The organism is Sphingorhabdus sp., from assembly GCF_046154385.1.
Classification (GTDB): domain Bacteria; phylum Pseudomonadota; class Alphaproteobacteria; order Sphingomonadales; family Sphingomonadaceae; genus Sphingorhabdus_B.
Window position 1 is genome coordinate 14956 of the sequence record NZ_JBJXFW010000004.1, and the last position, 18519, is coordinate 33474.

Genomic DNA, 18519 nt, shown 5'->3' on the forward strand with positions numbered 1-18519 from the left:
TGCTGTGTAAGGGACAGATGCATGACCGATAAAAAGAATATAGCCGAAGATGATAAATGGTCCACGGGTGCCAAAGTTGGCGCGGCCGTAGGTTCTGCAGCTTTGGTTGCGGCCTTGCTATATGCAGGTCGGCGCAGCCTGACGCAGAAAAAGGGCAAACTTGAACCACTTTCGCCTGAACCCGATCTGGACATGACGACTGAAGCCCGGCCAAAAACGGATACGGACTGAACAGCGATGCAGCCCGTTTCTCATGTCGAAGGTCGCGCCTATCCGTTGGGGCTGAAAAATGTCGATACAGACATCATCATTCCAGCGGTCTGGCTTAAAACCATCAGCCGCAGCGGCCTTGGGAAAGGCGCGTTCGAATCGTTGCGGGCGGTTGAAGGCAATGTGTTTGACAATCCCGAATATACAGGCGCACCCATATTGATCGCAGGCGATAATTTCGGCTGCGGATCAAGTCGCGAGCATGCGGCATGGGCAATGGCCGATCTTGGCATACGGGCCGTTATCGCGCCGAGTTTTTCCGACATATTTTCGGGCAATGCCTTCAAAAACGGACTGCTTGCTATTGTCTTGCCGCAGCCCGCGATTGACCGGCTTTTGGATGTGGCCAAAACGCATCCAATCCATGTCGATCTGGAAACGCAAACCGTAACGACGCCGTTTCAGGACCGGTTTGAATTTGAAATTGACCCGTTTCGTAAACATTGTCTGCTGAACGGCGTCGATGAAATCGGATTAACATTGAAAAGCAGCGAAGCAATTTCGGCATATGAACGCAAATTGGCGGCGGACCGCCCTTGGCTGGCTCCGGAAATGGCTTGAATCGATTACGCTACACAAATTTTTGGAAGAGAGAGACATATGCGCGCATTATTATCCATGGCAACCGGCGGACCTGACACTTTGGTGATGGGCGAACTGCCCGAACCAATTGCCGCGGCTGGCACCGTCGTGGTTGCGGTAAAGGCGTGTTCGATAAATTATCCAGACACCCTGATGATCGTCGATCTTTACCAGTTCAAGCCAGCCAGACCTTTCGCCCCGGGAGGTGAAATTTCCGGCGTGGTCGAAGCGATCGGAGAAGGCGTAACAGGCTTTGCGATCGGCGACCGCGTTATTGGCCTGTGCGGGAATGGCGGCCTTACCGAAAAAGTGGCAGTCGCCGCGTTCAATTGTTTCAAAATGCCCGAAGCCATGTCTTTTGAAGATGGTGCGTCATTGCTGATGACCTACGGCACGTCGATCCATGCCCTGAAAGATCGCGGCCAAATGAAGGCAGGCGACAATGTGCTCGTCCTCGGCGGCGCAGGCGGGATTGGCATTTCGGCCATCGAATTGGCGAAAGCTTATGGTGGCCGCGTCATCGCCGGGGTGTCGAGCGAAGATAAAGCAGCCATCGCGCGCGAGGCCGGAGCAGATGACGTTGTCGTCTATCCCCACCAACCTTTTGACAAAGACCAATCCAAAGCGGTTGCGGAAATGTTCAAAGCTGCGGCGGGTAAAGACGGTTTCAACATCATCTATGACACAGTCGGCGGCGATTATAGCGAACCGGCCGTGCGGTCCATCGCGTGGGAAGGAAAGTTTCTGGTTGTCGGCTTTCCCGCTGGCATCGCGAAGTTGCCGCTCAATCTGACGTTGCTGAAAAGCTGCGATATCTGCGGCGTATTCTGGGGCGCATTTGCCGCGCGCACGCCGCAAAAGAACCACGCAAACATCGCCGAATTGTTCGATCTATATGCAGCAGGCAAAATCAAGCCGCGCATTTCGGAGACGTTCAGCCTTGAAAATGCCGGCCAAGCCATTGCTCGACTCGGTGACCGGGCGGCGGTTGGGAAGCTTGTTGTCCAAATTTGACAGAAGTTACCTTGTCGATCCAACACTGAGCCATTATCTTTGCCACATGCACCTAAGGGAACCGCAATATGACGACCTTTGACAATCGCGAAAATGCTTTCGAGAACAAATTTGCCCATGATGCAGATTTGCAATTCAAGATTACGGCACGCCGGAACAAGCTGATCGGGCAATGGGCGGCCGAAAAAATGGGTCTTACACCTGAAGAAACCACATCTTATGCAACATCGGTTGTGCAAGCCGACTTTGAAGAGGCGGGTGACGAAGATGTTGTTCGCAAGCTGCTAGGTGATCTTACCTCGGCAGGCGCAGAGGTTGATGACGCTATGATTCGTGCCGCGCTGGAAGACAAGATGGTTGAAGCGCGCCGGCAGTTTATCGAGCAAGCCTGATGGCGATGGCTGCCGAAGACATAGAAGGCATGATCCGGGCCGCACTGCCCGATGCCATCGTCGAAATTACGGATCTGGCGGGCGACGGCAACCATTATGCCGCGCGCGTAGTGAGCGAGAGTTTCCGCGGGCTTTCCAGAGTGAAGCAACATAAGACCGTTTATGACGCATTGAACGGCAACATGGGCGGCGTTTTGCACGCTTTGCAGCTGACCACCGCAACACCTTGAATTTGGAGTATTGAGCATGAGCGTGAACGAACGGATCGATGAAATCGTCAAAAACAACGATGTGGTACTTTTCATGAAGGGCACCCCGTTGTTCCCGCAATGTGGATTTTCAAGCAAGGCAATCGCCATTCTCGATCATTTGGGCGTCACTTACGAAAGCGTTGATGTTTTGCAGGATATGGAAATCCGCGCAGGCATCAAAGACTATAGCGATTGGCCAACAATCCCCCAGCTTTACGTTAAGGGCGAATTTCTCGGCGGCTCCGACATCATGATGGAAATGTTTGAAGCCGGAGAGCTGCAAGACATGGTTTCCAGCCAAGGACTTGCATAGGGTCAGGACCTAGGCCGGTTAACGCTTCATTCTGCGTTATTCACCACCTCAAGCCTTGGCTGCATGATATGTATCCAGAGCAAGGCCAACAGATACGCACTGGCGCACATGGCGAACATCGGCGTGTAGCCATAGCCAGAGTCGAGCGACCATCCGGCAAATTCCAGCATGGCGGCCCCGCTTAGATTGCCAACCAGCGCGCCAATTGCAATTACGCTGCCCACTTGCCGCGCCGGAATAATATCGGCCGTCATCCCAAAGATATTGGTCGAAAATCCCTGATGGGCAAATAATGCAAGGCCGATGATAAGCGCCGCGACCCATTCATTGGGCGCCTGCAACGCCAGCGGAATGGGCAGGATCAACAGCGCATAAAAGAACATCGAAGATTTACGAGCGCCGTTGGCTGTCATGCCTCGGCCCAAAAGAATTGGAAACAAAATGCCGCTGGTTAATGCACCAACTGCGGCCAAAGCATACACAAGAGCGGTTGGCGCGCCGATTTCGGCCTGACCCAGATCGAATTGCCGCGCGAAGAAATCAGGTGCCCAAAACAGGATGAACCACCAAACGAGGTCGGTCAAAAGCTTTGCGCCCGCAACCGCCCATGTCCTGCGTTCCTTCAGCAACTCGCGCCAAGGTGGGCCTTTGATGGCAGGGTTGGCAGCCGCAATCGCTGCATCGCCCAGCGGCACCAGCTTGCTGGTTCCCAACCACCAAAACAACAACCAGACAAAGCCGAGAGCGCCGGTAATGATAAAGGCTTCTTGCCACCCGTAAGTAATAGCAATCCAGGGCACGGTAAGCGGTGCAAGTATCGCCCCGATGTTCGCCGCGCTATTGATGACTCCAATACCTATCGACCTTTCGCGGATCGGCAAATATGTTGCGGCGGATTTCATTGCGGCTGGCGTATTCACCGATTCCGCAACCGCCAACGTCACGCGTGCAGCCACAAATTGCCCGACATTGCTGGCAAACGCATGGGCCATGCCCGCAAGACTCCAAACCGCAACAGCCAGGCCATAGCCCCAGCGCACACCAAAGCGGTCAATGAACCAGCCGATACCAAGCAATGCGAACGCAGTTGCGATCTGAAAGGCCGAACCAAAATGGCCGAATTCCCGGTCGCTCCATCCAAATTCAACTTGCAATGTCGGTTTCAGCAGGGCGAGCACTTGGCGGTCCAGATAGTTCAGAGCCGTCCCGAAAAACAACAGCGCGATCAATCCGTATCGAATAAACCGTTGTGCGTCGCCTTCGCTTGCCGTGTTGTTTGTCATTGCGCCCTCTCCCGACACTTGCTTTATGCTGGCATCTCGTTGCGACTTGCCTATAGAAGGCTGTATGACACCGCAAGACATAAACGCGAATTATATCGCCGATCTCTATGGCGAGACCTATCTGGCGGAAGATAGTCCTGCCATTCGCAGGCGTCTTGCGATTAGCGCATTATTCCCGGGTTTTGTCGTCGTCGCAATTGCGTCGGTCGCAGCGACGTGGTTCTCGGAACATTATGCCATGCCCGTTATCTTGGCCGGCCTGCTGCTTGGATTGGCCCTGAATTTTGTTTCGGCCGAACCCAAGGTGCATCCGGGTTTGGATTTTTGCGGTACATCTTGCCTGCGCTGGGGAATTGTGTTGTTGGGAACGCAGGTCACCGTAATGCAGATTGGCAGTATCGGTGCCCTCGCTTTTCTCGGGCTAGTCGGCATCATGGCTCTGGTTATCGGCGCAGGCCTGCTTGGCGCGCATTGGGGCGGGCAAAGCCGGTTTGCGGGTTGGCTGGCGGGCGGCGCGACCGCAATTTGTGGAGCATCCGCTGCGCTCGCCATTTATGCAATTATCGGCCGTGAGCGGCTGAATCAGAACCAGTTCACGTTAACTTTGGTCGGCGTAGCCTTGGCAAGCGCCATTGCGATGTCATTTTACCCTTTAATTGCCGCATATCTTGAATTTTCCGACCGGCAAGCGGGTTTCCTGATGGGAGCAGCCGTCCATGATGTCGCGCAAGCGTTAGGCGGAGGATATAGTTTTTCCGAAAATGCGGGCGAAGTCGCAACAATTGTAAAACTATCAAGGGTTGCGTTATTGGCACCTGCAGTCGCCCTGATAGGCCTTGCTATCGGTAGCACCGGCGGCAAGCCCAAAAGTCTTTTAGCCAAATTGAAATTGCCTTGGTTCATCCTGGCATTCTTTGCGACGGTCGCGATAAATTCGGTCATAAGTGCGCCTGCATGGGTGGCGGAATTTGGGTTGATCGCATCCAAGGCAATGCTCCTTTTTGCGGTAACCGCAACTGCAATGCGGTCTCGGCTTGACTTATTGCTCGGTCAAGGCTGGAAGGCCTTGTTGCCAGTCATGCTAGCGACGTTAACCGCTTTTGTCGCTTCGGCGACCTTTGCTTGGGCATTTTTATGACTGAACAGATTTACGACCTCGTCATCGTCGGTGGCGGCGTCAATGGAGTGGGAATAGCCCGTGATGCTGCCGGACGCGGGGCAAAAGTTCTGTTGCTGGAACGTGGTGATCTGGCGCGCGGGACATCGTCGGCGTCGACAAAGCTGATCCATGGCGGGCTGCGTTATCTGGAACATTATGAATTCGCGCTGGTGCGCGAATCTCTGATCGAGCGCGAGCGGCTTTGGGCGATTGCGCCCCATATCATTTGGCCCATGCGTTTTGTCCTGCCGCATCAAAAGGGCATACGACCCGCGTGGCTCGTCCGGCTGGGCCTGTTTCTGTATGACCATATCGGCGGACGCAAGAAATTACCTGCCACCCGCACGCTTCACCTGCATGATTCCCCCGCAGGCGCGCCTTTGAAGCCCGAATATGACAAAGCCTTCGAATATTCGGATTGCTGGGTGGATGACGCACGGCTGGTTGTCCTGAACGCCTTGGATGCCGCTGAACATGGGGCGGACATACGCACCCGCGCCGAAGTCACACATCTCGAACGCCGTGACGGGCTCTGGCACATCGAAATTGCAGGCCAGCCTGCCGTTGCGGCACGTGCCGTCGCGAATGCAGCCGGCCCCGCGGTGCTCGACCTGTTGGCGCGCACAACCGGACATCAGCGCAAGCCCGGTGAGCGCATACGTCTGGTAAGAGGATCGCATATCGTCGTGGCCAAGATGTTCGACACGCCACAAGCCTATTTCTGCCAAAATCCCGATGGCCGCATTTTTTTTGCCATCCCCTATGAGGATGACTTTACCCTGATCGGCACCACCGATGCCGACCACCAAGGGCCGCTCGACAATATTACCGCGACCGAGGAAGAAATCCGCTACATCTGCGAATCTGCTGCTGTTTATTTCAAACAGAAGATAACGCCTGATGATGTGATCTACAGCTACGCCGGCGTCCGGCCGCTCGTCGACGACGGCTCGGGCAAACCCGAGACGGCATCGCGGGGCTATCATTTCGATCTGGACACCGATGCGCAGGGAACAGCGCCGTTGCTCTCCATCTTCGGTGGGAAAATCACCACCTATCGCCACCTGGCCGAGAGCGCCGTTGGCAAACTGGCCGAGTATCTGCCAATGCTGGCGGGGCCCAGCTGGACCCTCGAAAAACCGCTGCCCGGTGGGGATTTCCCTATGGACGGGGCAGAGGCGTTGTGCAGCCGGTTTGCCACGCTTTATCCCTTCCTGCCCATGCCGCTGATCCGGCGACTGGTGCGGTCCTATGGCACAAGCGCACAGAAGTGGATTGGCGAGGCCAAGGCCATCGCCGATCTCGGGACGGACTTCGGCCATGGTCTTTACGCGGCAGAGGTCGATTATCTGATCGACCAGGAATGGGCGCAATCGGCAGACGATATACTCTGGCGACGCAGCAAGTTGGGGCTGCGGTTCGAAAGCGCACAGGCCGCCGCACTCGATGCCTATGTTCTGCAAAAGAGATGAACTTGCAGCTTTAGCCTCTCTCGCCTAGTTCGGGTCAGGCCCACCGGGGCAATACAAGCTTAACCGATTATCGAGGTCGCTTTCATGCATCAGAGTCGCAGTGCCGGACTTAAGCGTACCGAGGCGCCACACAGCGACCTGTATCCATCGTACACGTCGCCTGACAAAATCGAAGTCACACATTTCGCACCAACAGCGGAACTGGCACCTTATGTCACGCAAATCTATTTTTTCCGGTGCGATGAACCGGCAATGCGTGATCGGCAACCGGCGTCTTTGGGCCATCTGATATTCCTGCTGAGTGGGCGGGGAACGTTGACATTTCAAAATGGCGATATCGTCGAGGTTGCAGACGCGACTGTCTTTGGCCCTGGTCTTGCCGCCGCGGAATTCGACTTTGAAGGGCCTCTATACGATCTGGGCTTCGCGCTGTCCCCCTTGGGCTTCGTGGCGCTGACCGGGAAGGCTGCAAATCTATATGCAGACCGCGCCGTTCCGGCGTCCGAACTGTTCGGTCCGCAGGTCGACCAACTGGCAGAAGAGTTTAGCACAGGTCACCGGCAGGGAACGATGCGCGTGGCCGAAATGGTCGAAAAGGCAACCGCCCTTCTTCTGTCCCAAGTACGGCCGGTTCCGCCATCGCATATGCATATGGTGCATATAGTCATCAATTGGCTCTCAAGCGATCTGGAACCCAATGTCGAGAAGCTTTATCCGATGCTGGATATGTCGCGCAGCACCGCCGCGCGGCTCATTACGCGCTATTTCGGCTCGACCCCCAAACCGTTGATGCGCAAATATAGGGCGCTTCGGGCGGCAAGTATGCTGATCGACCCGAACTGCACCAACACGCTACGCGCCCAGATCGAGTCGCTTTTCTACGACCAGCCGCACATGATTCGGGAAATCCGGCAATTTGCGGGACGAACCCCGGGGACGCTGGATGGCGATGATACAAAAATCCTCCGTATCTGGCTGTCGAAAGACAATTACCGCGATATCGAGACCTTTCCGGGTTGATTTTTGCCTGCAAAAGGACCATTTGCCTGAAATCGGAATAAATTTGTCTGATTAAGGTTTCGCACATGCGCTTGTCCAATATGGCAGATTATGCAGTAGTCGTTATGAGCGCGGCGTCGCGCCATTGTGGCGGTCTGCGTACATCCGCGACCGAACTGGCAAGCGAAACCGGAATCGCGCTTCCCACCGTCCAAAAACTGGTGAGCATTTTGACCAAAGGCGGACTTCTGCGCTCTGTCCGGGGTGCAGGCGGCGGTATCCAGCTTGCACGTCCTGCGGCAGCGATCACGCTGGCCGATATTATCGAGGCGGTGGAAGGGCCGATTGCCATGACCAGCTGTATTAACGCGTCGACCTGCAACTGCGCGATTGAACCGGACTGCAATATCAAACCGCATTGGGCGATTGTGAACAATGCGGTCCGCAGCGCCCTGTCCGATGTCTCGCTGAGCAGCCTTGCCGTGGGGCGCGCCGCATGAACGACGATAGCGCGATCAAAGATCAAGCCGCTTGGGATGCCGCCGACAAGGTTGCGGACTATGAACATGGCTGGTCATCCGACATCGAAACCGATTTCGCGCCCAAGGGTCTGAACGAGGATACCGTCCGCTTCATTTCGGCCAAGAAGAATGAGCCGGAATGGATGCTCGAATGGCGGCTGAAGGCCTTTGCCATGTGGAAGACGATGACGCCGCCCGACTGGGCCAAGCTGAACATCCCGCCCATCGATTACCAGGACGCTTATTATTACGCCGCGCCCAAGGCGAAGCCAAAGCTCGGCAGTCTGGACGAGGTCGATCCCGAAATCCTGCGCGTCTACGAAAAGCTGGGCATCCCGATTGCCGAACAGAAACTGCTCGCCGGTGTCGAAAACGATCCGGGCGAAAGCGGGGATGGCGGACTGCCTGCGCGCCGCGTTGCGGTCGATGCGGTGTTTGACTCCGTGTCCGTCGCAACCACCTTCCGCGCCGAACTGGAACGCGCGGGCGTGATCTTCCGCAGCATCTCGGAGGCGATCAAGGAATATCCAGACCTCGTCCGCCAATGGCTCGGCAAGGTCGTGCCGATGCGCGACAATTATTTCGCGACGCTCAACTGCGCGGTCTTTTCGGACGGGACCTTCGTCTACATCCCCGAAGGCGTGCGATGCCCTATGGAGCTCTCCACCTATTTCCGCATCAATGCGGAAAATACCGGCCAGTTTGAGCGCACATTGATCATCGCCGATAAGGGCAGTTATGTGAGCTACCTCGAAGGCTGCACCGCGCCGATGCGCGACGAAAACCAGCTCCACGCCGCTGTGGTCGAACTGGTCGCGCTCGACGATGCAGAGATCAAATATTCGACGGTGCAGAACTGGTACCCCGGCGATGCCGAGGGCAAGGGCGGCATCTATAATTTCGTCACTAAGCGTGCCTTGTGTCAGGGCGCGCGGTCGAAGGTCTCCTGGACCCAGGTCGAGACCGGCAGCGCGGTGACGTGGAAATATCCTTCGTGCGTGCTCAATGGCGAAAACAGCGTCGGCGAATTTTACTCGGTCGCGGTGACCAACAATTTCCAGCAGGCCGACACCGGCACCAAGATGATCCACAACGGCAAGGGCAGCCGCTCGACCGTCGTCAGCAAGGGCATCAGCGCCGGGCACAGCAACAACACCTATCGCGGACTGGTGCGCGTCGCGCCCAATGCGGAAGGTGTGCGCAACTTCACCCAGTGCGATTCTTTATTGTTGGGCTCACTCAGCGGCGCACACACCGTCCCCTATATCGAAGTTCGCAACCCCAGCGCGCAGATCGAGCATGAAGCGACGACCAGCAAGATTTCCGACGACCAGATGTTCTACGCGATGCAACGCGGCCTGAATGCCGAGGAATCGGTGGCGCTGATCGTCAACGGCTTTGCCAAGGAAGTGCTGCAGCAACTGCCGATGGAATTTGCGGTCGAGGCGCAGAAGTTGCTGGGCATTTCGCTTGAGGGGAGTGTGGGGTGACAATTCCGCGCTGGTATCGTATCGAATGTCTGGTCTGGCTGTTCACCGGCCTGCCGTTTCAATGGTTTTTCACGGCCTTCAACGGGCTGTCCTTCTTTTCATTGCCCGATGCTCCGGGGCCGAATGGTTCAACCTTTAGCGTCTGGATACCTGCTATCCTGTTTCTCTATCACCCATTGTTTCTGGCGCCGGTGGCATTGTGGCAAAGCCGGGCGCGCCCTGCGAAAGTTGACGAATAGATGCTCCAAATAACTAATCTCCACGCCAATGTTGGCGACAAGCCTATCCTCAAGGGCCTCACCCTCGCGCTCAACGCGGGCGAAATCCATGCGATCATGGGGCCGAATGGCGCGGGCAAATCGACGCTGGGTTATGTGCTGTCGGGACGGCCCGGTTATGAGGTGACCGAGGGTTCGGTGACGTTAAACGGGCAGGATTTATTGTCCCTCGATCCGCACGAACGTGCCGCCGCTGGTCTTTTCCTCGGCTTCCAATATCCGGTTGAAATCCCCGGCGTGTCGAACGTACAGTTCCTGCGCGAAGCGCTCAACGCGCAGCGCAAGCATCGCGGCGAGGCTCCACTGACCGGCGGCGAATTCCTGAAGGTCGCGCGTGAACAGGCGGGTGCGCTTGGCATGGATATGGATATGCTCAAGCGCCCGGTGAATGTCGGATTCTCGGGTGGCGAGAAAAAGCGCAATGAGATGGTGCAAATGGGCATCATCGATCCCGCGCTTGCGATCCTCGATGAGACCGACAGCGGCCTCGACATCGACGCGCTGCGCGTGGTTGGCGACGGCATCAACCGCATCATGCGCAAGCCGGACAAGGCTGTGTTGCTCATCACCCATTACCAGCGGTTGCTCGACTATGTGAAGCCCGACTTCGTCCATGTCCTCGCCGATGGGCGCATCACCCGCACCGGCGGTGCCGAGCTCGCACTGGAACTGGAGCGCGACGGGTATAAGGAACTGGCCGCATGAGCGCCGCAGCTATTCCTCTTTTCTGCGGCCTCTGCGTTTTCTCTGCGCCTCTGCGCGAACCGTGCGACGTCTTTGGTTCACGCAGAGGCGCAGAGGAAGCAGAGACCGCAGAGGCGGTTGTGCGATGAATACACTTCCGACCCGCAGAGATGAGGCGTTCCGGTATAGCGATATGGATGCGCTTGCACGCGTTTGGCCTTTGCAGGCGGCGGAGTGCATTGTTGTTCCTGCTGAAGGCAATTTTATAAGGACAATCGTGCAAGACAGCGGCACGATCCACCAACTCGACATCGCCATCGGTAAGGGCGCGACGGCTGCGCTTCATGTGCTGAACATCGGCGGTGACTATGGCCGGGTGGAACTGAACGTTACCTTGCACGAAGGTGCGGATTTCAAACTCGGTGCGGTGCAGATCGGCGGGGGGAACCAAAATCTCGAGATTGTAACCACCGTCACCCATGCCGAACCCGGGGCAACTTCCTCACAGATTGTGCGCTCGGTCCTCGCCGGGACAGCGACCGGAACCTATCTCGGCAAGGTTGCCGTCGCCCGCGATGCACAGGCCACCGACAGCGAACAATCGGTCAAGGCAATGCTGCTCGACCGCAGCGCAACGGCCAATGCGAAACCCGAACTCGAAATCTACGCCGACGACGTCAAATGCGCGCATGGCTGTGCGATTGGTGAGCTTGATCCGATGGGATTATTCTATCTTCAGGCCCGCGGGCTGACGCCGGCAGATGCCAAAAAGCTGATGCTGCAGGCGTTCGTAGCCGGGGTGTTTGAAGGCGCTGCGGACGAGGAGATACTGACCTCCCTGGCGCTGCAAAAGCTGGGGGATCTGGTGTGATTGAATCAACCACCTCTCCGTTCGTGTCGAGCGCAGTCGAGACACCCATCAGTGGGGCGCAGCCTCACGGTGTCTCGACTGCGCTCGACACGAACGGAATTAGGGATCAATTCCCCGGTCTTGCCAACAACTGGCATTATCTCGACACCGCCGCGACCGCGCAAAAGCCGCAGGTCGTGCTCGACGCGATGATGCGCGCAGGCGGCACCGATTACGCGACAGTGCATCGGGGCGTCTACGCCCGCTCTGCCCATATGACCGTCGCGTTCGAAGCCGCCCGTGAGCGTGTGGCGCGCTTCATGGGTGCGGCTTCTGCCAACGAAATTGTCTTCGTGCGCGGTGCTACCGAGGGTATCAATCTGGTCGCGCACAGTTGGGGCGGCGCACATCTGAAGGCGGGCGACCGCATCATGCTCAGCCAGTTGGAGCATCACAGCAATATCGTGCCTTGGCAGATGGTCACCGAAAAGGTTGGCGCGCACATTGATGTGTGCCCGTTGACGGCAGACGGTCTGATCGACCTTGATTGGCTGGAAGAAAATCTGACCGAGCAGCACAGACTGGTCGCGCTGGCCCATGTGTCCAATGTGCTGGGTTCAGTGCTGGGCGTGAAGCGGGCGGCAAAGGCAGCCCATGCCGTAGGCGCCAAGCTTTTGCTGGATGGATGCCAGGCGGCTCCACGTATGCGGCTCAACATGGCCGAACTCGGCTGCGACTTTTATGTGTTTTCGGGCCACAAGCTTTATGGCCCCACAGGTGTCGGCATCCTCTGGGCAAAGGCGGAAACGCTGGAGTCCATGCCGCCTTGGCAAGGTGGCGGCGCGATGATCGACCGCGTGACCTTTGAAAAGACTAGCTATGCCCCGGCCCCTTCCCGGTTCGAGGCTGGGACGCCGATGATTATCGAGGTCCTTGGCCTGCACACGGCCATAGATTTTGTCGACGCCATAGGCCCTGAAGATATTTTCGCGCACGAAAGCGCCCTTGCCGCGCAGACACGGGATGCGTTGCGGAGCATCAATTCGATCACGCTTTTCGGGCCGGAAAAGTCGGCCGGAATTGTGTCTTTTTCGATGGCAGGGGTGCATCCCCATGACATCGGCACCATTTTGGATGAAGAAGGCGTGGCCATCCGTGCCGGCCACCATTGCGCGCAGCCGTTGATGGACCATCTGGGTGTCCCTGCAACCGCGCGGGCAAGTTTCGGTATTTATAATGATGAAAGCGATGTCGCGGCCTTGGTGCGCGGCCTTGAAAGAGTGAAGAGGATTTTCGGATGAGCGACGATGGCATCCGCATTGAAGAAGTTGGTAGCGTAGAAAAGCCAGCCAAAGCGCGGGTGGAAAACGCATCCGAAACCTTTGAGCGCAAGAAAGATTATCTGGAAGGTTTCCTTGCCCAGAAACCCACCGCACCTTCCGCCGGAGAGCCTGAAGGTGACTTGTATGAGGCTGTCATTGCCGCGCTAAAGGAAATTTACGATCCGGAGATTCCGGTTAACATCTATGATCTTGGGCTGATCTACAATGTCGAGATCAACAATGGCCATGCGCTGGTTTCGATGACGCTGACCACACCGCATTGCCCGGTCGCCGAATCCATGCCCGGAGAGGTAGAATTGCGCGTGGGGGCGGTGCCCGGAATAGGCGATGCTGAAGTCAATTTGGTCTGGGAACCCGCATGGAGCCCTGCCAATATGACAGACGAAGCCCGCTTGGAGCTTGGAATGCTATGAACGATATCAAAACCCGTGCACGGCCCGCCGCAGTCATGCTGACACCCGCATCAGAAGCACGCATTGCCGAGTTGATGGCCAAAGCCCCCGCCGATGCGATAGGGGTCAAGCTGTCCACACCGCGGCGCGGCTGTTCCGGCCTTGCCTATTCGGTCGATTATGTCACCGAGGCGGTCGCTTTTGACGAGAAAATCGAGACGCCCGGCGGTGTGCTTTATATTGACGGAGGGTCAGTCCTCTATTTGGTCGGTTCAACGATGGACTGGGTGGAAGACGAATTCGCCGCTGGTTTTGTATTCAACAATCCCAATGCCACCGGCAGCTGTGGCTGCGGCGAAAGCTTTACCGTCTGAAATCGAACCCTGCGGTCAGGACCTAAAAATCATATTGTAGCCGGAAAGCCACACCGACATCGTCGGACAGATTTTCGTAATGCCCCGGTTCCTGCCGCCAGAATAGGTTGGACGAAAAATAGCCACCGGAAATTGGCACGGTCCAGGCTACCTCACTCGCGATTTCGCGTCCCGATGGTGCCAAACTGAACCGGCGTGTCCCAAATGTCGGCGTCAGCGTTGCATAATCATAGGATATAGGCACATTCAGCGCCAGTCCACCGCCCGAAACACGCAAGGGTTGCGCGACCCGTAACGCCAATCGGTCGCCGCTGGCAAAGGCATTGATGCGGGCGATATCAAACGAGAATGCGTTGCTGCTCAACTGGCTTTGCCCCGAGATCGCAGCGCCACTATTGGCATAAGTCCAGCCTTGCCGCCAACTTGCGCCAAGACTCCAGCCTGCGCCTAAAGCCAGTTCACCATTACCATCTACAAACAGTGTGCGCGCGCCATTCTGGCCGATAAACTGGGCAAAACGCGAACCGAGGATCGTTTCATCCTCCCGCATCCAACTGGCACCAAGCGCAAATTTTACCGGGCCGACCTGCCGGTCCACTGACAGACCGAGCGTTGCGTAGGGATATTTACGATGACCATTGCGGTCAAATTCAGCGCCCGCACGTTCGAACAGACGTGCATCGCCCGTTTCGACGCTACCGGTCAGGCCAAATGCTCCCAACTGCCGCCGCAACGCGACTGAACTGCCCGGCTGGCGTTCAAACCCACCGTCGAGGCGCGCCTCGGTTGCGGTTAAAAACGCGCCGCTGTGCATTTCCTGCAGGGCAGCAACTTGTGCAGATGCGGCCTGTCTGATTCCCAGACTGAAACGCAAATCCTGCGAAATGGCCGCACTGACCCGCCCGGCCAGAACACGAGCCTGTTTTTGCTGTCCGTCCGATAGCGCCAAAGGCAGTAAATTGGCGGCTCCAGTTGATGCTGCGCTAATCGAAAAAGCGATCTGGGCTGTACCAACAGCCAAACTGACCGAACGCCCCTGATCAACGAGGGCTGGCGTCAGGCGCAATTTGGGCGTCGCAGCATTTAACCCGTGCGCCAGATCTATGTCATAGGCCCGGCCATAGCTGTCCAGTATAACCGCGTTAATCGGCCGGTTGGACAGAGCCACGTCACCCATCGGACCCGATGTCGTACCGCCATTTCCTGCGACAGGTACCACGGTCGTTGTTCCTGCCAATGACGTCGTTCCAACAGGGGCAAAGGCGCGCGCAATATCCAATATACCGCGCCCATATATTGCATCAGTGCCCGTTGCGCCCGCATCACGCGCACTGGTCAGCAAAAGATTGACAATCTGCTGACCAGTCAGATTCGGGAATGCTTGCGCCAACAATGTAGCGGCACCCGCAATTTGAGGCGCTGAAAATGATGTACCATTAAAAACACGGACAAGGGTCTGGCCATTTTGTTGGATACGATTGATGGTATCATTTACATATTCGCAACAGATTCCTTCACCCAGCGCCGACAGGGTCGTGCTTTGCGAAACACCTGCCTTGTTGCTGAAATCCGAAATCACGTTTTGATCGTCAACTGACGTGGAAATGATAACCAGTCCATTGCCGCTCGCAACCAATGCCTGAGCAAACGGGCTTGGGTTATTCGGATCGAATTCAGGCGCGGTGCTGTTGCCTTCGTTCCCTGCGGAAACCACAATGACGATACCGGCCAGGGTAGCGCGATTGATCGCATTTCGCAGGGCCGCATTTGCTCCGCCAGCACCACCCAATGATATGTTGATGACACGCGCACCATTATCGGTTGCACGATTGATACCGGCCGCGATCGAAGAATCAAAGAATGAGCAACTGGCTTCATCTTCGCCGGCAGCGGGCGTTGTGCAACTGCCGGCCTGATCCGCACGCAGCGATAATATGGTTGCGTTAAAGGCAATGCCGTGCGTGTCGCGGTCATCTTTTGCAGCGGCAATAACCCGCGATACTTCGGTGCCATGTCCGTCTTCATCTCCCAAAGCGCGGCCTGCTCCGGTCACATCGCCCGATTGGGCATGAATTCTTCCGGCAAATTCGTGGCTGTTGGGATCAATACCTGAATCGATAACGCCCACGGTAACGCCAGCGCCCGATGCGCCAGCCTGATACGCCGTTATGGCGTTGTGGAAACCCGGACCATCTGATCGATTATATTCCATCGTGGCGAAGTTGGTGGTCGGCGGAGGTGGGGGTGGGGGTGGCGGCGGCGGCGGAGGTGGAGGAGGCAAAACAACCGTAGGGGCTGGCGGAGGGGGAGGCGTCGAACTCACCCCGCCACCGCCCGCGCCACCACCGCCGCAAGCCGACAAACTAAGGGCAAAGATAATCGAAGAGCCGATTGCAATCCTATTGTTTTTATGCGCTTGTTTCATAGCCGGGTCAGCCTTTTTTCAGAGTGGAATTAGATAAGACGGCATCACTTTCGAAAAACTTAAGATCATTTGCACCAGAATCGATTAACCTTACTAAATTGGTCCAATTGAGGTCCTGACCCTAGGGTCAGAACCTATTAAAAGCACTTACGAGGTTTGAGGCCATTTTGCTCAGGGCAAGGAAGGAAGCCGCAGGGATATGAATATATCTCAAGGCTTTCTGACGCAGCCATGGGCAAAATGGGTCAAATCCTTCGGACGTCAAAATGGCTTTGATCTCGAACCAAATTGCGCTTGCAGGCAGAATGGCTGCCTGACGGCGCGCAATTTGGTCCGATACCTTCGCCATTTTGACGCGTCGCAAGTGCTTTTAATAGGTTCTGACCCTAAGACGTGTTGAGAAAAATTGGATAGCAGTTTAGGCAAAATCCGATGCATCAGACCTTCTCCCATATCGATACCTGGATTTTCGATCTTGACCTGACTCTGTATCCGCCCGAAGCGCGTATCATGGCACAGGTCCGCGATAGAATCGCGCTATTCGTGCAGGACTTTTTTAGAATCGACGCACAAGAAGCACATCTGATCCGACACCAATATTGGAAGAAATACGGAACGACCTTGGGTGGCTTAATGCAAGAACATGATGTGGAGCCACATGCTTATCTCGATTTTGTTCATGATGTCGATTTGTCTTTGCTAGAGCCCGCGCCTTTATTACGCACGCAAATCGAGGGATTACCCGGCCGAAAGTTGATATTTACAAATGCCGACGCGCCATATGCCCATCGCGTGTTGACGGCGCGCGGGTTGGACGATTTGTTCGAGGATATTTTCGACATTCACCGAATGGGTCATCTGCCAAAGCCACATCCCGACAGCTACATTGCCTTATGCGCAGAACTTGAGATCACCGCGCAGACATCGCTTTTTGTTGAAGATTCACCCCAGAATCTGATCCCTGCCAAAGCGATGGGAATGAAAACTATTTGGGTGAAACACGAGGGCGAAGCTGATAGCAGCGGCGACCTCGAACATATTGATCATGAAATTGCCGACGTGGCCGATTGGCTGTCGTCAATTCAAAACCTCGAAAGAACATTATGACACAGCAGCTATCCGCAATAATCGATAACGCGTGGGACGCGCGGGACCAGATCAGCGCAGCGACGCAGGGCGAAATTCGCGATGCTGTGATAGCGGCGTTGGCCGGGCTGGACGACGGCCGGTTTCGGGTGGCGGAAAAACACAATGGAGATTGGCAGGTCAATCAATGGCTTAAAAAAGCCGTGTTGTTATCATTCCGCTTGAACGACAATGTCGTCGTTAATGGCGGCGCATCAGGTGCGCCCGCCTATGACAAGGTTCCATCGAAATTTGCTGGCTGGGGCGAAAACCGTTTTCGTGACGCCGGATTCCGGGTTGTACCAGGTGCCGTTGCGCGACATGGATGTCATATTGCTAAAAATGTGGTCCTTATGCCCAGTTTCGTCAATATCGGCGCACGGGTGGACGAAGGCACGATGGTCGACACATGGGCGACCGTCGGCAGCTGTGCCCAAATTGGGAAGAACGTGCATTTGTCGGGCGGCGTAGGGATTGGCGGCGTACTTGAACCATTACAAGCAGGCCCGGTCATCATTGAAGACAATTGTTTCATCGGTGCGCGCTCCGAAGTCGTTGAAGGCGTAATTGTCGAAGAAGGCGCTGTTTTGTCCATGGGCGTGTTCATCAGCTCGACAAGCAAGATTGTCGACCGCACGACTGGCGAAGTCTTTGTGGGACGGGTTCCCGCCTATTCGGTTGTGGTTCCCGGTTCATTGCCAGGTAAGCCCTTGCCCGATGGCAGCCCCGGACCCAGCCTGTCTTGCGCGGTTATTGTCAAACGTGTCGACGCGCAAACCCGCGCAAAGACGGCAATTAACGACCTGCTGAGGGATTAGGACGTTTAGTCGCGTATCGGCGTCAAAAATTCCCTATTGCAAATCGGAGCGAATCGCTCCATTAAAGAAGAGCGGACCGGGCCCCTCTGGCGCTCGCTTCTTTTTTGAAGCAACGTGATGTCGGCCGCATCGGATGTCTCCGGTGCACTGGCTTGGTGGTTCCCTCCCTCCAAACCCTGAAACGCTACCTTTCCGGTGACCGGAGCATCCGATTGAACCCAATTTAGTTCAAAGAGGATGTATTTATGACATTATCATCATTCCGTCTGATGCAATTTCATCAAAAGCTGGACCGGGAACTGCGCGCAGAGTTGAAAATGCGGTGGCCGGATCTGTTCCGTATCCAGAAACTGAAGCGCCTGAAATTGGTGGTAAAGGACCGACTTCAGACTAGCGCAGCACGACGTTTTGCAAGCAATCGTTCGCATTTTCAGAAAATATAAAACCGGCCATTCTTCGGGCACCATATGATATTTTCATATGG

Annotated in this window: 22 protein-coding genes; 20 read left to right on the forward strand and 2 right to left on the reverse strand. The window is 56.0% G+C overall.

The features are described 5' to 3' along the window. Nucleotides 1–21 precede the first annotated feature (21 nt). From ACKVOS_RS00550 to grxD, 6 genes are all read left to right on the forward strand, one after another. Nucleotides 22–231, forward strand: coding sequence for a hypothetical protein (locus ACKVOS_RS00550; protein ID WP_409210068.1), 210 nt, complete (start codon nucleotides 22–24; stop codon nucleotides 229–231). A 6-nt stretch (nucleotides 232–237) separates the two neighbouring features. Then, on the forward strand, nucleotides 238–831 hold the full coding sequence (gene leuD, locus ACKVOS_RS00555; protein WP_409210069.1) for a 3-isopropylmalate dehydratase small subunit: 594 nt from the start codon (nucleotides 238–240) through the stop codon (nucleotides 829–831). A gap of 39 nt (nucleotides 832–870) precedes the next feature. After that, nucleotides 871–1866, forward strand: a complete 996-nt coding sequence (locus tag ACKVOS_RS00560) for an NADPH:quinone oxidoreductase family protein (RefSeq protein WP_409210070.1) — start codon at nucleotides 871–873, stop codon at nucleotides 1864–1866. A 68-nt stretch (nucleotides 1867–1934) separates the two neighbouring features. Further along, entirely contained in the window at nucleotides 1935–2258 is a 324-nt protein-coding gene (locus tag ACKVOS_RS00565) for a DUF1476 domain-containing protein (protein ID WP_409210071.1), read from the forward strand. Continuing rightward, a complete protein-coding gene (locus tag ACKVOS_RS00570; protein WP_409210072.1) occupies nucleotides 2258–2488 on the forward strand; it encodes a BolA family protein in 231 nt (76 codons plus the stop codon). Before ACKVOS_RS00565 ends, ACKVOS_RS00570 begins: the two co-directional genes overlap by 1 nt. A 16-nt stretch (nucleotides 2489–2504) precedes the next feature. Further along, nucleotides 2505–2822 (forward strand): Grx4 family monothiol glutaredoxin, encoded by a 318-nt coding sequence (gene grxD, locus ACKVOS_RS00575; RefSeq protein WP_409210073.1) that lies wholly within the window; start codon nucleotides 2505–2507, stop codon nucleotides 2820–2822. A gap of 26 nt (nucleotides 2823–2848) precedes the next feature. Here grxD and ACKVOS_RS00580 read toward each other — a convergent pair whose 3' ends face one another. After that, the gene (locus ACKVOS_RS00580; RefSeq protein ID WP_409210074.1) at nucleotides 2849–4105 is read right to left on the reverse strand and encodes an MFS transporter; all 1257 of its coding nucleotides are present in this window, start codon (nucleotides 4103–4105) and stop codon (nucleotides 2849–2851) included. Nucleotides 4106–4169: 64 nt separating this feature from the next. Here ACKVOS_RS00580 and ACKVOS_RS00585 point away from each other — a divergent pair, with 64 nt between their 5' ends. The 11 genes from ACKVOS_RS00585 to ACKVOS_RS00635 all read left to right on the forward strand — a co-directional run bounded on the left by ACKVOS_RS00585 (nucleotide 4170) and on the right by ACKVOS_RS00635 (nucleotide 13667). Next, the gene (locus tag ACKVOS_RS00585; protein ID WP_409210075.1) at nucleotides 4170–5243 is read left to right on the forward strand and encodes a YeiH family protein; all 1074 of its coding nucleotides are present in this window, start codon (nucleotides 4170–4172) and stop codon (nucleotides 5241–5243) included. Then, on the forward strand, nucleotides 5240–6736 hold the full coding sequence (locus tag ACKVOS_RS00590; RefSeq protein WP_409210076.1) for a glycerol-3-phosphate dehydrogenase: 1497 nt from the start codon (nucleotides 5240–5242) through the stop codon (nucleotides 6734–6736). The genes ACKVOS_RS00585 and ACKVOS_RS00590 overlap by 4 nt, the downstream gene beginning before the upstream one ends. Before the next feature lie 84 nt (nucleotides 6737–6820). Further along, nucleotides 6821–7756 (forward strand): helix-turn-helix domain-containing protein, encoded by a 936-nt coding sequence (locus tag ACKVOS_RS00595; RefSeq protein ID WP_409210077.1) that lies wholly within the window; start codon nucleotides 6821–6823, stop codon nucleotides 7754–7756. A 65-nt stretch (nucleotides 7757–7821) separates the two neighbouring features. Then, nucleotides 7822–8235: an SUF system Fe-S cluster assembly regulator gene (locus tag ACKVOS_RS00600; protein WP_409210078.1), complete on the forward strand. Its 414-nt coding sequence runs from the start codon at nucleotides 7822–7824 to the stop codon at nucleotides 8233–8235. After that, entirely contained in the window at nucleotides 8232–9746 is a 1515-nt protein-coding gene (gene sufB / locus ACKVOS_RS00605; protein ID WP_409210079.1) for a Fe-S cluster assembly protein SufB, read from the forward strand. The genes ACKVOS_RS00600 and sufB overlap by 4 nt, the downstream gene beginning before the upstream one ends. Then, entirely contained in the window at nucleotides 9743–9985 is a 243-nt protein-coding gene (locus ACKVOS_RS00610) for a hypothetical protein (protein WP_409210080.1), read from the forward strand. Before sufB ends, ACKVOS_RS00610 begins: the two co-directional genes overlap by 4 nt. After that, nucleotides 9986–10729, forward strand: coding sequence for a Fe-S cluster assembly ATPase SufC (sufC, locus tag ACKVOS_RS00615; protein ID WP_409210081.1), 744 nt, complete (start codon nucleotides 9986–9988; stop codon nucleotides 10727–10729). Between the two features lie 124 nt (nucleotides 10730–10853). Then, complete coding sequence (locus ACKVOS_RS00620) at nucleotides 10854–11579, forward strand: SufD family Fe-S cluster assembly protein (RefSeq protein WP_409210082.1); 726 nt, start codon at nucleotides 10854–10856, stop codon at nucleotides 11577–11579. A 98-nt stretch (nucleotides 11580–11677) separates the two neighbouring features. Beyond that, entirely contained in the window at nucleotides 11678–12859 is a 1182-nt protein-coding gene (locus ACKVOS_RS00625) for an aminotransferase class V-fold PLP-dependent enzyme (RefSeq protein WP_409210112.1), read from the forward strand. Then, on the forward strand, nucleotides 12856–13314 hold the full coding sequence (locus tag ACKVOS_RS00630) for a DUF59 domain-containing protein (protein ID WP_409210083.1): 459 nt from the start codon (nucleotides 12856–12858) through the stop codon (nucleotides 13312–13314). Before ACKVOS_RS00625 ends, ACKVOS_RS00630 begins: the two co-directional genes overlap by 4 nt. Next, nucleotides 13311–13667: a HesB/IscA family protein gene (locus tag ACKVOS_RS00635; protein ID WP_409210084.1), complete on the forward strand. Its 357-nt coding sequence runs from the start codon at nucleotides 13311–13313 to the stop codon at nucleotides 13665–13667. The genes ACKVOS_RS00630 and ACKVOS_RS00635 overlap by 4 nt, the downstream gene beginning before the upstream one ends. A gap of 22 nt (nucleotides 13668–13689) precedes the next feature. Here the strand turns inward: ACKVOS_RS00635 and ACKVOS_RS00640 are convergent, their stop codons facing one another. Beyond that, nucleotides 13690–16092, reverse strand: coding sequence for a S8 family peptidase (locus tag ACKVOS_RS00640; RefSeq protein WP_409210085.1), 2403 nt, complete (start codon nucleotides 16090–16092; stop codon nucleotides 13690–13692). Between the two features lie 432 nt (nucleotides 16093–16524). Here ACKVOS_RS00640 and ACKVOS_RS00645 point away from each other — a divergent pair, with 432 nt between their 5' ends. From ACKVOS_RS00645 to ACKVOS_RS00655, 3 genes are all read left to right on the forward strand, one after another. Then, entirely contained in the window at nucleotides 16525–17199 is a 675-nt protein-coding gene (locus tag ACKVOS_RS00645; protein WP_409210086.1) for a pyrimidine 5'-nucleotidase, read from the forward strand. After that, nucleotides 17196–18035 carry a 2,3,4,5-tetrahydropyridine-2,6-dicarboxylate N-succinyltransferase gene (gene dapD, locus ACKVOS_RS00650; RefSeq protein ID WP_409210087.1) on the forward strand — a complete coding sequence of 280 codons (840 nt, stop codon included), beginning with the start codon at nucleotides 17196–17198 and terminating at the stop codon, nucleotides 18033–18035. Before ACKVOS_RS00645 ends, dapD begins: the two co-directional genes overlap by 4 nt. A gap of 245 nt (nucleotides 18036–18280) precedes the next feature. After that, nucleotides 18281–18478: a DUF465 domain-containing protein gene (locus tag ACKVOS_RS00655; protein WP_409210088.1), complete on the forward strand. Its 198-nt coding sequence runs from the start codon at nucleotides 18281–18283 to the stop codon at nucleotides 18476–18478. The last annotated feature ends 41 nt before the right edge of the window (nucleotides 18479–18519 follow it).

Coding starts and splice junctions, on each gene's coding strand:
- ACKVOS_RS00550 (WP_409210068.1), top strand. CDS start 22: ATGACCGATAAAAAGAATATAGCCGAAGATGATAAATGGTCCACGGGT.
- leuD (WP_409210069.1), top strand. CDS start 238: ATGCAGCCCGTTTCTCATGTCGAAGGTCGCGCCTATCCGTTGGGGCTG.
- ACKVOS_RS00560 (WP_409210070.1), top strand. CDS start 871: ATGCGCGCATTATTATCCATGGCAACCGGCGGACCTGACACTTTGGTG.
- ACKVOS_RS00565 (WP_409210071.1), top strand. CDS start 1,935: ATGACGACCTTTGACAATCGCGAAAATGCTTTCGAGAACAAATTTGCC.
- ACKVOS_RS00570 (WP_409210072.1), top strand. CDS start 2,258: ATGGCGATGGCTGCCGAAGACATAGAAGGCATGATCCGGGCCGCACTG.
- grxD (WP_409210073.1), top strand. CDS start 2,505: ATGAGCGTGAACGAACGGATCGATGAAATCGTCAAAAACAACGATGTG.
- ACKVOS_RS00580 (WP_409210074.1), bottom strand. CDS start 4,105: ATGACAAACAACACGGCAAGCGAAGGCGACGCACAACGGTTTATTCGA.
- ACKVOS_RS00585 (WP_409210075.1), top strand. CDS start 4,170: ATGACACCGCAAGACATAAACGCGAATTATATCGCCGATCTCTATGGC.
- ACKVOS_RS00590 (WP_409210076.1), top strand. CDS start 5,240: ATGACTGAACAGATTTACGACCTCGTCATCGTCGGTGGCGGCGTCAAT.
- ACKVOS_RS00595 (WP_409210077.1), top strand. CDS start 6,821: ATGCATCAGAGTCGCAGTGCCGGACTTAAGCGTACCGAGGCGCCACAC.
- ACKVOS_RS00600 (WP_409210078.1), top strand. CDS start 7,822: ATGCGCTTGTCCAATATGGCAGATTATGCAGTAGTCGTTATGAGCGCG.
- sufB (WP_409210079.1), top strand. CDS start 8,232: ATGAACGACGATAGCGCGATCAAAGATCAAGCCGCTTGGGATGCCGCC.
- sufC (WP_409210081.1), top strand. CDS start 9,986: ATGCTCCAAATAACTAATCTCCACGCCAATGTTGGCGACAAGCCTATC.
- ACKVOS_RS00620 (WP_409210082.1), top strand. CDS start 10,854: ATGAATACACTTCCGACCCGCAGAGATGAGGCGTTCCGGTATAGCGAT.
- ACKVOS_RS00630 (WP_409210083.1), top strand. CDS start 12,856: ATGAGCGACGATGGCATCCGCATTGAAGAAGTTGGTAGCGTAGAAAAG.
- ACKVOS_RS00635 (WP_409210084.1), top strand. CDS start 13,311: ATGAACGATATCAAAACCCGTGCACGGCCCGCCGCAGTCATGCTGACA.
- ACKVOS_RS00640 (WP_409210085.1), bottom strand. CDS start 16,092: ATGAAACAAGCGCATAAAAACAATAGGATTGCAATCGGCTCTTCGATT.
- ACKVOS_RS00645 (WP_409210086.1), top strand. CDS start 16,525: ATGCATCAGACCTTCTCCCATATCGATACCTGGATTTTCGATCTTGAC.
- dapD (WP_409210087.1), top strand. CDS start 17,196: ATGACACAGCAGCTATCCGCAATAATCGATAACGCGTGGGACGCGCGG.
- ACKVOS_RS00655 (WP_409210088.1), top strand. CDS start 18,281: ATGACATTATCATCATTCCGTCTGATGCAATTTCATCAAAAGCTGGAC.